General features: G+C 57.5%; 13 protein-coding genes and 1 tRNA gene. 9 read left to right on the plus strand and 5 right to left on the minus strand.

Features of this window, described 5'->3' with window-relative positions; all coding sequences use genetic code 11:
• Nucleotides 1–10: 10 nt before the first annotated feature.
• Nucleotides 11–100, minus strand: a tRNA-Ser gene (locus tag ACG9DO_RS10490).
• Nucleotides 101–190: 90 nt separating this feature from the next.
• Between ACG9DO_RS10490 and ACG9DO_RS10495 the strand changes: the two genes are divergently transcribed.
• From ACG9DO_RS10495 to mazG, 9 genes are all read left to right on the plus strand, one after another.
• Complete coding sequence (locus ACG9DO_RS10495) at nt 191–1216, plus strand: lytic transglycosylase domain-containing protein (RefSeq protein ID WP_394727660.1); 1026 nt, start codon at nt 191–193, stop codon at nt 1214–1216.
• A gap of 85 nt (nt 1217–1301) precedes the next feature.
• The gene (locus ACG9DO_RS10500; protein ID WP_394727662.1) at nt 1302–2465 is read left to right on the plus strand and encodes a D-alanyl-D-alanine carboxypeptidase family protein; all 1164 of its coding nucleotides are present in this window, start codon (nt 1302–1304) and stop codon (nt 2463–2465) included.
• Entirely contained in the window at nt 2462–3118 is a 657-nt protein-coding gene (gene tmk, locus ACG9DO_RS10505) for a dTMP kinase (RefSeq protein ID WP_394727664.1), read from the plus strand. The genes ACG9DO_RS10500 and tmk overlap by 4 nt, the downstream gene beginning before the upstream one ends.
• Nucleotides 3115–4065 (plus strand): AAA family ATPase, encoded by a 951-nt coding sequence (locus ACG9DO_RS10510; protein WP_394727666.1) that lies wholly within the window; start codon nt 3115–3117, stop codon nt 4063–4065. Before tmk ends, ACG9DO_RS10510 begins: the two co-directional genes overlap by 4 nt.
• Complete coding sequence (metG, locus tag ACG9DO_RS10515) at nt 4058–5638, plus strand: methionine--tRNA ligase (protein WP_394727668.1); 1581 nt, start codon at nt 4058–4060, stop codon at nt 5636–5638. Before ACG9DO_RS10510 ends, metG begins: the two co-directional genes overlap by 8 nt.
• Nucleotides 5638–6414, plus strand: a complete 777-nt coding sequence (locus ACG9DO_RS10520; RefSeq protein WP_394727670.1) for a TatD family hydrolase — start codon at nt 5638–5640, stop codon at nt 6412–6414. Before metG ends, ACG9DO_RS10520 begins: the two co-directional genes overlap by 1 nt.
• Nucleotides 6411–7178: an MBL fold metallo-hydrolase gene (locus tag ACG9DO_RS10525; RefSeq protein WP_394727672.1), complete on the plus strand. Its 768-nt coding sequence runs from the start codon at nt 6411–6413 to the stop codon at nt 7176–7178. Before ACG9DO_RS10520 ends, ACG9DO_RS10525 begins: the two co-directional genes overlap by 4 nt.
• On the plus strand, nt 7175–7345 hold the full coding sequence (locus ACG9DO_RS10530) for a hypothetical protein (RefSeq protein ID WP_394727674.1): 171 nt from the start codon (nt 7175–7177) through the stop codon (nt 7343–7345). The genes ACG9DO_RS10525 and ACG9DO_RS10530 overlap by 4 nt, the downstream gene beginning before the upstream one ends.
• Nucleotides 7346–7431: 86 nt before the next feature.
• Entirely contained in the window at nt 7432–8265 is an 834-nt protein-coding gene (gene mazG / locus ACG9DO_RS10535) for a nucleoside triphosphate pyrophosphohydrolase (protein WP_394727676.1), read from the plus strand.
• On the opposite strand, the gene hflX is transcribed toward mazG, so the two are convergent.
• The 4 genes from hflX to ACG9DO_RS10555 form a co-directional block, all read right to left on the minus strand.
• Entirely contained in the window at nt 8260–9561 is a 1302-nt protein-coding gene (gene hflX / locus ACG9DO_RS10540) for a GTPase HflX (protein WP_394731256.1), read from the minus strand. The two genes, mazG and hflX, sit on opposite strands and share 6 nt — an antisense overlap.
• A gap of 17 nt (nt 9562–9578) precedes the next feature.
• Entirely contained in the window at nt 9579–10115 is a 537-nt protein-coding gene (hfq, locus tag ACG9DO_RS10545; RefSeq protein WP_394727678.1) for an RNA chaperone Hfq, read from the minus strand.
• A gap of 166 nt (nt 10116–10281) precedes the next feature.
• Nucleotides 10282–11673, minus strand: coding sequence for a sigma-54-dependent transcriptional regulator (locus ACG9DO_RS10550; RefSeq protein WP_394727680.1), 1392 nt, complete (start codon nt 11671–11673; stop codon nt 10282–10284).
• A 33-nt stretch (nt 11674–11706) separates the two neighbouring features.
• A complete protein-coding gene (locus tag ACG9DO_RS10555; protein ID WP_394727682.1) occupies nt 11707–13950 on the minus strand; it encodes an ATP-binding protein in 2244 nt (747 codons plus the stop codon).
• Nucleotides 13951–13996: the final 46 nt, after the last annotated feature.

The following is a 13996-nucleotide window of genomic DNA, read 5'->3' on the forward strand; positions in this document are numbered from 1 at the left end:
TGGGGTTTGATGGCGGACAGGGTGGGATTCGAACCCACGGAGGGCTTGCACCCTCGGCGGTTTTCAAGACCGCTGCATTCAACCGCTCTGCCACCTGTCCGCTCGAAGCGTGCAGCTAGCGGGGTATTTCGCGCTTGTCACCCCGCTTTGGCATCTTGTCGTTCAGGTTTTGTGTGGCACAAGGGTTTCTATGAAGGTTCTTCGATTTCTTACGACTCTTTTCGCTTTGACTCTTACGACTTCCTTTGCGCCGTTGAGCGCGCAGGAGGGCGGTTTGAGCTACGACGCCTATCTGGAAATTTTGAAGGCGCAGGCGCGTGCGCAAGGGGTGAGTGAGCCAACGCTTGAGCGGATGACGCAGGGTCTGACCCCCAATGAGCGCGTGATCCGACTGGACCGCGCGCAGCCGGGATCATCAAGCGATCCCGGATTTCCTCCTCTCGCGCCTTATCTGCAAACGCATGTGAATTCGATTCGCATCAATCGAGGCCGCGATGTGTATCGGGAGCACCCAACACTGCTCGCACAGATCGAGCGAGAATATGGGGTGCCCGGCGAAATCATCGTCGCGATCTTCGGGCATGAAACGAGTTATGGCACGATCAAGGGAGACTTTGACATGTCGCGCTCGCTTTCGACGCTTGCTTGGGAGGGGCGCAGGCGGGACCTGTTCGCAAGCGAGTGGATTGCGCTGATGAAAGTGGCTGATAAGGGCTATTCGCGTGGGACACTGGTGGGCAGTTGGGCCGGTGCGTTTGGCAACCCGCAATTCCTGCCGAGCGTATATCTTCGACTTGCGGTGGACGGTGATGGAGACGGTCGTGCCGATATATTCAACAACCGGGCTGATACATTTGCTTCGATTGCGAACTATTTTCGAGCCGCAGGTTGGCGCCCTGGGCAGCCTTGGGGCGTACGGGTTAGCATACCCTCGGGTTTTGATGTCGATGCATTCAGGACTGAACTTGTGGCGCAGGTGTGCCCGCGCGTGCATGAGCGTCACAGCCAGTGGAAGACCGTTGCAGAATGGCGCAAGCTGGGCGTCCAGCCGCAGGTCCCGTTAAGCGACAGTGTGATGGCCAGCCTGTTCCAGCCTGATGGACCGGGTACCGGCGCTTGGCTACTCACCAGCAATTACCGCGCGATCCTCGAATATAACTGCTCCAATTATTACGCGATGAGCGTTGGGCTGCTGGCTGATGAAATTGCGCGGTGAAACGAACCGGGGATAGCCAAGCAACGCAGTCGCGCGGCGTCTCTGATGCAGCTAGACAGCTTGGTGTTTGGAAAGCCTGACATACGTGAATTTGATCCGAATCAGCCTGCTCGTTCTAACGCTTGTTCTCGCAATGGGTGGGGCGCCGGGACAAGCTCGTGATGCCACGTCTCCGCTCCTCGCTGAAGAGCAGGTGCCAATCGCCATCCTGGTCGATATCGGTAGCGGGCAAATCCTGTTCGAGCGCAATGCAGACAGGCGCTTTGTCCCCGCCTCTATTACCAAGGTCATGACGACCTATACGGCGTTTGAACTGATCAAGTCCGGAAAGCTCAACCGCAAAGCGGTCTTCACTGTCCGGCCTGAGACATTCCGGCAATGGCGGCGCAAGGGGTCAACGATGTTCCTGAGTCAGGACTCTCGCCCGACAGTTGAACAGCTGCTGCACGGCATCACAACCGTGTCCGCCAATGACGGATCGGTGGTGCTGGCGGAAGGGGCGGCGGGTTCGGTTGAGGCCTGGACCACGCTGATGAACGAGAATGCTCAGGCAATCGGAATGACGAACAGCTATTTCGCCAATCCGAATGGCTGGATGGACGAGGGGAGAACTTTCGTCACGGCGCGTGACCTTACCCGGCTTGCAGCGTCAATGATCACGCGCCACCCGGAGCTCTACCGGCATTTCGTTGGGCGAACCGAGTACCGCTTCAATGGGATCACGCAGAACAATCATGATCCACTGATCGGCGTGCTGCGGGGCGCTGATGGGATCAAGACCGGCTTTACTTACGAGGCCGGCTTTGGTTTCCTTGGCTCGGCAAAGCGTCAAGGAAAGCGCCTGGTCATGGTTGTCGGCGGAGCGGACAGCCCCCGGATCAGGCGTGATGCCGCGCTGGAATTCATGGAATGGGGCTTCGATGGGTTCGAAAACCGCTACCTCTTCGCTGCAGATCAGGAGGTCGGCAAGGCACGCGTCCAGAACGGCAGCAGCTTTTCGGTCCCACTGGTCGGCGATGGACCTGTTCGCATTTCTGTTCCGAAAGGTAGTCGCGGCGAGGTAACCGCGCGGATCGAATATGACGGGCCATTGCGTGCTCCAATCGCGTCGAATGAAGCAGTTGCAGAGCTTGTTGTCAGCGGAGAGGGAATACCCGAAGCGCGTGTTCAGCTCTATGCTGCAAAGGCGGTGGAGGTGGCTGGTCCTGTTGACCGTGTACTCAATGCCGTCATGAGCTGGTTTGGATGACTGAAGGTCAAAATAGGCGAGGCGTGTTTATCGCGCTTGAAGGAGGGGAGGGGGCTGGCAAGTCCACGCAGGCCCGATTGCTCGCCGATGCCTTGCGCAAACGAGGTTTGACGGTCGATGTAACGCGCGAACCTGGTGGGACACCCGGCGCTGAAGCGATCCGATCTCTCCTGCTTGATCCTCCTGGGGAAGGGTGGTGTGCCCCTGCCGAGGCACTGCTCTTTGCAGCGGCACGATCCGATCACGTCGCGCAGCGCATCAAGCCTGCGCTCGCGCGGGGGGAATGGGTCATCAGCGACCGTTTCCTTGACTCAAGCCGAGCCTATCAAGGTGTTGCGGGAGAATTGGGCGATGAGGCCATTCTCGCCCTCCATGAGGTTGGAAGTGGCGGCTTTCTTCCTGATATGACCCTTCTTATCGAGGTGCCCGATGAGGAAATCGCAGCCCGGCTTGCGGAGCGAGATGGCGGCGAGAGTGATGCGATAGGCGGACGAGATGCAAGCTATCATCGCGCGGTTGCAGCGGGCTTCCGTCAGTTTGCTGATGAAGAACCGCAGCGCTTTGTGGTCATCGACGGTTCTGGCTCAGCTGAGGAGGTACACCATCGAATTATGCGTGCGCTCGATGCGCTCCTGAGAGACCTCGGCGAATGACCGCTTTGCATTCTTTGGCCTGGGCTGCCTGGCGAGAGGCCGCTTCTGGTTCGCGAATGCACCATGGCTGGATCCTTGCCGGCAAGCAGGGTCTGGGAAAGCGCGCCTTTGCCGATGCTGCTGCGCGCGAATTGCTGGGTGCAAGGCCCGACCTCGAACATCATCCCGACATCATCGTGCTGACTTATGGTCCCAAGGACGAAAAAGAGGAAAAGAAGCGCGAGGATGGGAAGGATTTTGAGCTCGCACGCAGCATACGCATCGCGCAAATCCGGGAAGTGCAGCAGCGCCTCACGACCCGTCCAACGCTTGGCGAAAAGCGTGTCGTTATCATCGATCCTGCAGACGATATGGAGCGAAATGCTTCGAACGCCTTGCTCAAGAGCCTGGAGGAGCCGCCGCACGGAACTATCTTTCTGCTGGTCACGCATCGACCTGCCCAACTCTTGCCGACTATTCGGTCACGCTGCCGGGTGCTTCGGTTCAATCCTCTGGAACAGGATGACCTCGTTCGGCAATTGAAGGTGGCATTGCCCGATACCGATGGGTCTGCCTTGGCCGAAGCGGTGCATTTTGCGGGTGGCTCGCCCGGCAGCGCGCGGCAATTTATCGAGCAGGACCTCGGATCGCTCGCTAAAGTCATGCATGCAATGCTCGAAGAAGGCGACCGAACGCTAGGCGGGCGAGGGGAACTTGCGGCGCGCATCGGTGCACGCCCGGATCGTGAACGCATTCAAGCGATCTTGGCCTTGGCGCGGAATATTACAGCAGATGTCGCGGCTGAAGCAGAGCCAGCCAAGCGCATCGCCTTGATCGAAGCGCATAGTGAGCTGGTAGCGCTTTCGCGGCAAGCGCCCACATTCAATTTCGATCCTGGGTTACTCGCAATGGAAATCGGGACCTTGCTTGCAGACGCTGGTGCGGCTAGCGAGCGCGCCCATGGCTGAACCATTCTACATTACGACGGCGATTAATTATCCCAACGGGCGACCACACATTGGCCATGCCTATGAAGGGATCGCAACCGATGTAATCGCCCGTTTCCAGCGGCTGATGGGCCGCGATGTGCGCTTCATCACCGGGACCGACGAACACGGCCTGAAAATGGACCAGACCGCGCGCAAGGCGGGCCGCACCACGATCGACCTTGCCGATGAGATGTCTGGGTATTTCCGCGAGATGGCGGATACGCTCAACTTGTCCTACGATGATTTCGTTCGAACAACCGAGCAGCGCCACCACGCGGCAAGCCTTGAGCTTTGGCGCCGGATGGAGGCGGCTGGCGATCTCTACCTCGATCGCTACGAAGGCTGGTACTCAGTCCGCGATGAAGCTTTTTACGAGGAAAGTGAACTCGTTGACCAAGATGCGGCTGACGGGACAAAGATCAAGCTGTCACCGCAAGGCACGCCGGTTGAGTGGACGGCAGAGGAAACCTGGTTTTTCCGCTTATCAGAATACCAGGACAAGCTGCTTGCACTATATCGCGACAACCCCGACTTCATTCGTCCCGAGAGCCGGCGGAACGAAGTGCTGCGCTTCGTGGAAGGTGGACTGAAGGATCTCAGCGTCTCTCGCACCAGTTTCGATTGGGGCGTGCCTGTCCCCGGCTCGGATGGACACGTCATGTATGTCTGGGTCGACGCGCTCACGACCTATATGACGGGTGCCGGTTTCCCCGAGGTGGATGGCGAATTGTTCCAGCGATACTGGCCGGCCAATATCCACATGATCGGTAAGGACATTGTCCGTTTCCACACAGTATACTGGCCGGCTTTCCTGATGAGCGCCGACTTGCCTTTGCCCAAGCAGGTCTTCGGCCACGGCTTCCTGCTTGCACGCGGGGGCGAGAAGATGAGCAAGAGTGCGGGCAATGTGGTCGATCCGATGGAGCTTGCCGAGCGGTTCGGGGTCGACAGCTTGCGCTATTTCTTCATGCGCGAAATCGCTTTCGGACAGGACGGCAGCTATTCAGCGGAAGCAATCGTCCAGCGCGCCAATGGCGAGCTTGGCAATGCCTTTGGCAACCTTGCGCAGCGGACGTTGGGTTTTATGGCCAAGAACCTCCAAGGCCATTTGCCGCAGATTCACGGCCATTCGGAGGCCGACAAGGCTTTGTTCGAAGCGGTGGACAGAGCTGTGAGCAAGGACATCCCCGAGAGCTTCGAGAAATTGGCTCTGCAACAAGGCGTTGAAGCGTGGCTGCAGGCGGTATTTGCTTGCAATGCTTATATCGATTCAGAAGCGCCTTGGGCATTGCGCAAGAGTGATCCTGAGCGCATGGAGACGGTGCTCGCAACGCTCTACATCTGCATTGCCCAACTTGCAGTTGCCATTCAGCCGGTGATCCCCGCAAGCAGTTCCAAATTGCTCGATCTGATGGGGATTCCCCAGGCAAACAGGACCTACGTGGGCGTGCGCGAGGCCTGGTATTCTCCTCTGGCAGAGAGCGGGTTCCAGATTGCCGCACCAACCCCGCTCTTCCCGCGGCTCGAACTGCCGGAGGAAGGGGACGCCTGATGCTCGTCGATAGCCACTGCCATCTCGAGTACAAAGGTCTGGTCGAAGATCAGCAGGGTGTGCTGTCGCGCGCGCGCGAGGCGGGCGTTGGCAAATTCCTCAATATTTCGACCCGCCTCAGCGAATGGGATCAGGTGATTGGTACCGCGGAACGTGAAATCGATGTCTGGGCGAGCGTCGGCATCCACCCGCACGAGGCTGACGTTCATGCTGACCTTGGTCGTGAAGCCTTGCTTGCGAAGGTCAATCACCCCAAGGTTGCCGGTATAGGCGAGACAGGGCTCGATTATTATTACGACAAGTCTGATCGCGGTGTGCAGCGCGATCTGTTCCGGATGCATATCGGAGTTGCGCGTGAGACGGGCCTACCCTTGATCGTCCACACGCGCGACGCAGAGGCTGATACGCTCGAGATCCTCGAGGACGAGAAAGGGAAGGGGGACTTCCCCGCGCTGATCCATTGCTTCACCGCTACCGCTGCATTCGGGGCGAGGGTTCTCGAAATGGGTCTGTCGATTTCCATCTCCGGTATTGTCACCTTCAAGAATGCGAAGAAACTTCAGGAGACAGCAAAGGATGTGCCAGCAGACCGTCTCCTGGTCGAAACCGACAGCCCGTTTCTTGCGCCTGTGCCGCACCGGGGAAAATCATGCGAGCCCGCGTACGTGGCTGACACTGCGCGCTTTCTGGCTGAATTGCGAGGCGCTCCAGTAGAGCTTCTGGCTGATCAGACGACCGCAAATTTCCAGCGACTCTTCAGTAAGGTTGCGGCTTGAAGCTGATACTTCTTGGCTCGGGAACATCAACCGGCGTTCCGCGGGTCGGGCATGACTGGGGTGATTGCGATCCCGATGAGCCGAAGAATCGCCGAACGCGCGTCTCGATTGTGGTTGAGAACGCTGAAGGCAAGCGTTTGCTGGTCGATACGTCAACGGATTTGCGGGCTCAGCTTCTCGCGAATCATATCGACCATCTCGATGGCGTTTTCTGGACCCATGATCATGCCGATCATTGCCATGGCATAGATGACCTGCGCGTTCTTCGATATGGGCGCGGGGGTCCTATTTCGGGCTTTGCGGGTGAAGATACCGCATATCGGTTGCGGCAGCGTTTCGGATATGTGTTTGCTGGCCAGCATGGCTATCCGACGATTGTTGCTTTGAATACACTCGATCGATTGAGAATGTTTGCAGGTTTCGGTGTTGATTGGGTTCAGATGCCCCATGGGCCAAGCGAAACGACTGGATTTCGCTTTGAAGCGGATGGCAAATCCATCGTCTATGCCACTGATTACAGTGAGATTACGGAAGGAATGGTCAGATGTTTTTCTGGGGTCGATGTCCTCGTAAGTGATTGCCTGCGGCGCGAGCCTCATCCGACGCATGCCAATCTTGAGCTTGCGCTGACGTTGGCAGAGCGGACTGGCGCCGGAACGCTCGTGCTGAGCCATTTGGACAAGAGCATGGATTATGCGACATTGTCCGCTGAAACGCCTGAACATGTGCTTGTCGGGTTTGACGGGATGGAGCTGATTTTATGAGCGAAGGCGCGTTGCTTTCAATCACAGTGTTGATTGGCTGGCTAATTCTGGCTGGGTCTGCGCTTGCGTCTTACCGGCTGAACTGGAGCAAGGCTGCGCAAATGGCGCTAACCTGGTTTGCCATATTTGCCGGTCTGTTCATGCTTTTCCGGTTTTTCGGCCTTTGACACGCTGTGTCGGTAGTTGGGCAGGCCGCGTCGGTTTCGCGTTCCCGGATTCATGCACAACTATATTTTACATAATATAAATTATCATGCCTAAAGATCCTACCTCAACCACGGCAATCCCCAGCTCCCCTACTTTGGGCATTCTCGATCAGGACAGCCCTATCGAGCGCTTACTTGCGATCATGGCAAGGCTGCGTGATCCGGTGAAAGGCTGCGAATGGGATTGCGCCCAAAGCTTTGAAACAATTGCACCATATACCATCGAAGAAGCCTATGAAGTCTTCGATGCCATCGAACGTGGCGATATGGTCGAACTCAAGGATGAGCTTGGCGATTTGCTATTTCAGGTAGTGTTTCATGCCCGGATGGCGCAGGAAGCCGGATACTTCTGTTTTGAAGATGTCGCCGAGCGAATATCCGAGAAGATGGAAGCACGCCACCCGCATATTTTCGGTGATCAATCAGGACAGATGACTGAAGGCCGCTGGGAAGCGCTTAAAGCCAAAGAACGCAACGAAAAAGGTGCGCAGAGCGCACTTGATGGTGTAGCCCTTGCGCTCCCGGCTGGAATGCGCGCGCAAAAACTGCAGAAGAGAGCGGCACGGGTAGGGTTCGATTGGCCCGATACCCAAGGCCCCAAGGCTAAAATTCTCGAGGAAATCGAGGAGCTTCAAGCTGCGAGTTCAGAACAAGAGCAAACTGAAGAAGCTGGAGATTTCCTGTTTGCAGCAATCAACCTTGTGCGAGCGTATGGTATTGACGCCGAAGCGGCTCTGAGATCAGCCAACCGCAAGTTTGAACGCCGCTTCCGTGCGATGGAAGATGCCGCTGGAGGCTCTTTTGCTAAGCTCGATCTCGATGCGCAGGAAGCCCTTTGGCAGCAGGTGAAGGCCGCGGAAACTGACAAGGCTGATTTATAGGTTCTGATATTGCCCCCATTCTTTGGGATTCAAACGGACGAGCAGTTTTCTGCTGGGTCCCTCCCCGTTGCCTTGGCTTTCTTCTTCCGCCAGAATTTCACCATGCGCGTGCAACCAGGCTAGCCGCCTTCCATCGCTGACCGGAAGTGAGATGTGATAAGTCTGTGCGCCAACGGTCAACATTTCACTCAAGCGCTCGACCAGTTCGTCAATTCCTTCGCCTGAAAGGGCGGAGACGATGACAACGTCGTCTCTGGTAACAGCCGCGGACTGCATTTCCTCTGTAAGCACGCTGTCCAGCAAGTCGCTCTTGTTCCAGCATTCGAGAATAGGAATACGGCTCTCGCCATCCTCGCCGTCAATCACACCGAGATCTGCCAGCACCGCCCTTACCTGTTTGTCCTGGGCGGCATGAGAGGGATTGGACATGTCGCGTACATGGACGATCACATCAGCGGCAGTGACTTCTTCGAGGGTCGCGCGAAAGGCGGCAACCAGTTGCGTTGGCAGGTCGGAAATGAAGCCCACCGTGTCTGACAGGATCGCCTTTTCGACTCCTGGCAGAGCGATTGCGCGCATTGTCGGATCGAGCGTCGCGAACAGCAGGTCTTCGGCCATGACTTCTGCACCTGAAAGGCGGTTGAAGAGCGTCGACTTTCCCGCATTGGTGTAACCAACCAAAGCGATCACGGGCCAAGGTGCCCTTCCCCGCCTCGCCCGATGCAAGCCTCGGGTCTTGCGAACCTGCTCGAGTTCCTTGCGCAATCGGCTCATTCTTTGCCGTATCATCCGGCGGTCGGCTTCGATCTGTGTTTCGCCGGGACCGCCGAGAAAACCGAAGCCGCCGCGCTGCCGTTCAAGGTGAGTCCAACTGCGCACGAGGCGGCTTTGCTGATAATCAAGATGTGCCAATTCGACCTGCAGGCGGCCCTCGGCGGTTGCTGCGCGCTCTCCGAATATCTCAAGGATCAGACCTGTGCGATCGATAACCTTGCGCTTAAACTCATTTTCGAGGTTGCGCTGTTGGATAGGACTAAGCGCGCCGTCGACAATGACCAGTTCGCAATCGAATTGCTCGCATGCTGCTTGCAGATCCTTGACCTGCCCAGATCCAAAGAGGGTGGCTGGTCGGATGGAGCGGATTGGTACAATGCGCGCTTCGCCCAGGACGACACCGATTGCCTCGGCCAGACCGCAAGCCTCTGCCAGCCGTTCTTGCGCATCGAATTCGTAAGACTGCCCACGTATGTCAGGACACAGGACCAGGGCACGCGCGCCGCGCGTTACTTCACCCAGAAGATCGTCGTCGAAACTCAGTCGTCGTCGCCTTCTTCGCCGTCCGTCAGATCGACCGGCGTCGCGGGTTGGATAGTCGAGACCGCATGCTTGTAGGCAAGCTGCACAAAACCGTCGCGCTCCAGCATTGTGCTAAACAGGTCATAGGCCGCAATTCGGCCTTGCAGCATGACGCCGTTGACCAGGAACATGGTGACCTGAACACCAGCCTCGCTAACCCGAGACAGAAAAACGTCTTGAAGCAAGCGTTGCTTGCGATTGCCAAGTTGGCTTTCGAACTGCGAGGCATCGACCGGTTGACCGGGCATGATAGTGGAGATCGCGTGTTTGTAGACCAGCTGAGATTGCCCGTCGCGGCGCAACAGGATCGAAAAATTGTCAAACCATGTGACAATTCCCTGCAGCTTAACGCCCTTCACCAGGAACATCGTCACTGGCGTACGGTTCTTGCGCAACAGATTGAGAAAGGCGTCTTGCAGATTGGCCGGGCGGTTGTCACCGCCCTTGCCTTCCGCGTCAGCAGGGCGCGCTGAGAGGGTTCGCCCATTAGACATTTCAAGTCTCCGAGTTTCTTATTGGCGGCCGCTTGTTACGGTCCGCTTGGCGGCGCTGACCGGCCCAATGGTCAGCAAAGAGAACTACTGTTACGCCATGATGAAGTGCATTTTCAAGACAGTTCATGAAAGTTCATGCTGCCTTTGTGTTCCGCGCAGTATGTATCTAGCCGTCCTTGTCGTTTGAGCGCCGCTCCGACATGCCGAGCAGCTTCAGCTTACGATGAAGAGCGGACCGTTCCATTCCGATGAAATTCGCGGTCTTCGAAATATTTCCCGAGAATCGTCGGATCTGTATGCTGAGGTATTCGCGCTCAAAGCTTTCGCGCGCCTCCCTCAACGGAACGCCCATCATATTGGTCACACCCGCCGCTTCGGATGCGCTCCCATCTTGCCCGGTCACTTCCGCTGGCAACATGTCGACTTCAATCTTTTCGAGAGTATCGCGGGGGCTCATGATGATCGTGCGTTCAACAACATTGCGGAGCTGGCGCACATTACCGGGCCAGTCATACGCCTGGAGCGCAGCCATCGCCTCTTCGGTAATGGTCGGTGGGGCAATGCCCTGTTCCGCAGAATAGCGGGTGAAGAAGTGTTCGACCAGAGCCGGGATGTCGTCTCGTCGCTCTGCCAGCGAAGGGATGCTGACGGGAACCACATTCAAGCGATAGAACAGGTCCTCTCGGAAGCGCTTCTCCTCCATTTCCTTGGTCAGATCGCGAGTGGTCGAGGAGACGACGCGGACATCAACCCCAATTTGCCTAGTGCCCCCTACCCTAACAAAGCTTTGATCCGTGAGAACCCGCAGTATCCGCGCCTGTGTCGAAAGCGGCATGTCGGCCACTTCATCAAGGTACAAAGTGCCCCCATCTGCAAGTTCAAGCAGGCCGGCACGCACCAGCTTTCCATCAGCCTCTTCCCCGAACAGTTCCTGCTCGAACCGCTCCGGCGTGATGCGCGCGGAATTCACGATAACAAAGGCACCATCCGGCCGCGAGCTCCAGCTGTGCAGAAGCCGTGCAGCCACTTCCTTACCAGCTCCTGCCGGGCCTGAGATAAGCACTCGGCTACCGGTATTCGCGACCCGCTTAAGGGTTGCGCGAACCGAGTTGATAACGCTTGAATTGCCGGTGAATTCCTCGCCTCGGGAATAGCCTTCGCGAAGCCGCGTATTCTCTCGCCGCAAACGTTCTGTTTCCGTGGCACGCTCGACCAGAAGCAGCAGGCGCTCTGCTTCAAACGGCTTCTCAATAAAGTCCATCGCGCCGCGGCTGACAGCCGAAACCGCGGTATCAATGTTGCCATGGCCGGAGAAGATTATGACGGGCAATTCGGGTTCGCGAGCCTTGATGGCGTCGAGCACTTCAAGCCCGTCCATCGCGCTGCCATGCAGCCAGACATCGAGCAAAACCAGGCTCGGTCGGCGTTCGTCGATGGCCTTGAGCGCGCTCGTGCTGTCGGCCGCGGTGCGGCAATCATAGCCCTCATCGCTCAGCACGCCAGAAACCAGCTCGCGAATGTCACGCTCATCATCTACAATCAGAATGTCGAGTGCCATGTCAGGCCAAACCCTTCTTGTGCAAATTAATCATTACGCCTGCGATCCTCCGTGAATCGCACTTTTGTCGCTGGCCAGGGGATCGCGAGCCACCCGCAAGGTGACGCGAGTCCCGCCGCCTTCGACAGCGGAAAAGCTCAAATCGCCGCCATGTTCATCAACGATCTTGTGAACGATGGCGAGGCCGAGGCCGGTCCCGCGCTCTCGCGTGGTCATGTAAGGTTCGGTAATGCGTTCGCGCTCGCTCGGCAGGCCGATCCCGTTGTCGCTAACGCAAACACGCAGCATCGTGTCGCTTGAGGCCATCTCGACCGAGATCTTGCCGCGGAAATCTACATCAGCATTGGCTGCAAGTGCTTCCACCGCTTCCACCGCGTTCTTGAGGATATTGGTCATCGCTTGGCCTAGCTGATGCCTGTCAGCATTGATCGTGCCGCTTTTGAGGTCGTCGAAATTGAGCGAGAAGTCGATCTCGGGGTGCGCGACTTCCTGCAGGAACAGCGCCTGCCGCACGAGGTCAAGTGCATCTTCCTTGCGGAAATTGGGCTTGGGAAGCCGGGCAAAGCTGGAAAACTCGTCAACCATTTGCCGCAGGCCGCTGACCTGGCGCACAATGGTATTGGTGAGTTCGTCGAACAATTCGGCATCGCTCTCAATTTGCCGTCGATAGCGACGTTTGAGCCGCTCAGTCGCCAGCTGGATCGGGGTCAGCGGGTTCTTGATCTCATGCGCAATTCGGCGTGCGACATCGCTCCATGCTGCCTGGCGCTGGTCGAGCAATTGGCGCGTGATATCCTCGAACGTGATGACATGCCCGCCCCTCTCCGGCGCGATCTTGACCGCCAGCGTGAGGAGCTCCTCACCCTTTGTGTGGGTGACGATGCCGCTCTGGACCCCGCTTTCGACCAGCGATGCGACCTGCGGCGAGAGGCTTTGCAGCGAAGCACCTGCCGGATCATCCGGGACCTCTTCATAGAGCAGGTTTTGCGCCGAAGAATTCATCAGTTGAACCGTGCCCGCTTCATCAACCGAGATCACGCCAGCGGTAACGGATTCGAGCACCGCTTCCATGAAGGCGCGGCGGTCGTCGATCTGATGATTTGCTTTTACCAGATCATCGGTTTGCTTTTCGAGTTGCGCAGTCATGCGATTGAAGGCCCTGTTCAAAAGCCCGATTTCATCGCCTCTTGTGCGTCCTTCGACACGAAGGGAGAAATTCCCTGCGCCAACCTTGCGTGCAGCTGCGACCAGATCTGTCAGCGGCTCTACCTGCCGATCCGCGAACCGAAGCGCAAACCATACGGAGACCCCGACGAGGCCAAGGCTGACGAAAAACAGCGCGAGATTGAACCGCAATTGCCATGCCCGCGCGCGCTGGGTGAGATTGTCGTATGCCGTCGTGATCGATTGCGCGCGTTGCCATGAGTTGAACGAAGCCGTCTCTGGATTGCGAGCGTTGTAAAGGTAGATTCCTGTCTCGAGGTCAATCGGCGCAAGCGCCGCGATGCGTGCCGAGGTGCCCTCGATTGCCACGAATTCACCTTGATCAAGCTTTACGATGGCCTGATCGAGAAAAGCCTGAGGCTGGGCCCCTTCCATCAGGTTCATGATAGCCGCCGTCCTGAGCGAGCCGTCTTCCAGCCGCTGCAGAATTGCACTCTCCGAGATTTCCCGTGCCTGGGCCTGATAGGCGTAGAAATCGGCAAAGTTTTCGTCGCTCAAAGAGCCGCGCTGGAGGTAGAAGCGCATGTCTCCCGCCATGGTTACGGTTTCCTGCCCTACTTCCAGCTGGTTCTGTTCGTAATAGCTATCGGCAAGCTGTCGCGCGTTCTCCATCAGGCCGCGGGAATTGTCGGAAAACCAGAAGTCCACACCGGACTGGAACAGGACAGCGGCAAAGCCGGATACAAGCAATGTCGGGACGGCTGCGATGAGCGAGAACAGGAACACCAACCGGACATGCAGGCGCGCAGTGCTTCCTGCCGCGCGTCTTAGCGCCAGACGCCGACCTATCAGGACCAGCAGCATCATGGCAGGAATAAGGGTCGCAACCAGAAGGCTGGCAACTTGTGCAGTGGGGAGCAGTTGTCCGTCCGGCGGCGCGCTTGTAAAAAGCCACCAGGTGCTGGCTATGCCTGCGAGGACACCCGAAATGCACAATATCTCGAGCCAGCGAAAGACATTAGCCCTTTGCGACGCAAGGATGAACCGTCGCCACCACCGCGGGGCGCGCCGCGAAGAGGCCAGCGATATGCCTTGAGTGCCATCCAAATCCATCGTTGCGCTATTACCACGCAACTGTTGCAACTATGCAAGTCCTTTT

This window comes from Altererythrobacter sp. GH1-8 (assembly GCF_043702085.1).
Classification (GTDB): domain Bacteria; phylum Pseudomonadota; class Alphaproteobacteria; order Sphingomonadales; family Sphingomonadaceae; genus Erythrobacter.

Excerpts from the sequence above, each read along its gene's own strand:
- ACG9DO_RS10550 (WP_394727680.1), bottom strand. The coding sequence starts at position 11,673 with ATGGCACTCGACATTCTGATTGTAGATGATGAGCGTGACATTCGCGAG.
- mazG (WP_394727676.1), top strand. The coding sequence starts at position 7,432 with ATGCCTAAAGATCCTACCTCAACCACGGCAATCCCCAGCTCCCCTACT.
- tmk (WP_394727664.1), top strand. The coding sequence starts at position 2,462 with ATGACTGAAGGTCAAAATAGGCGAGGCGTGTTTATCGCGCTTGAAGGA.
- metG (WP_394727668.1), top strand. The coding sequence starts at position 4,058 with ATGGCTGAACCATTCTACATTACGACGGCGATTAATTATCCCAACGGG.
- ACG9DO_RS10495 (WP_394727660.1), top strand. The coding sequence starts at position 191 with ATGAAGGTTCTTCGATTTCTTACGACTCTTTTCGCTTTGACTCTTACG.
- hfq (WP_394727678.1), bottom strand. The coding sequence starts at position 10,115 with ATGTCTAATGGGCGAACCCTCTCAGCGCGCCCTGCTGACGCGGAAGGC.
- ACG9DO_RS10530 (WP_394727674.1), top strand. The coding sequence starts at position 7,175 with ATGAGCGAAGGCGCGTTGCTTTCAATCACAGTGTTGATTGGCTGGCTA.
- ACG9DO_RS10510 (WP_394727666.1), top strand. The coding sequence starts at position 3,115 with ATGACCGCTTTGCATTCTTTGGCCTGGGCTGCCTGGCGAGAGGCCGCT.
- ACG9DO_RS10555 (WP_394727682.1), bottom strand. The coding sequence starts at position 13,950 with ATGGATTTGGATGGCACTCAAGGCATATCGCTGGCCTCTTCGCGGCGC.
- ACG9DO_RS10520 (WP_394727670.1), top strand. The coding sequence starts at position 5,638 with ATGCTCGTCGATAGCCACTGCCATCTCGAGTACAAAGGTCTGGTCGAA.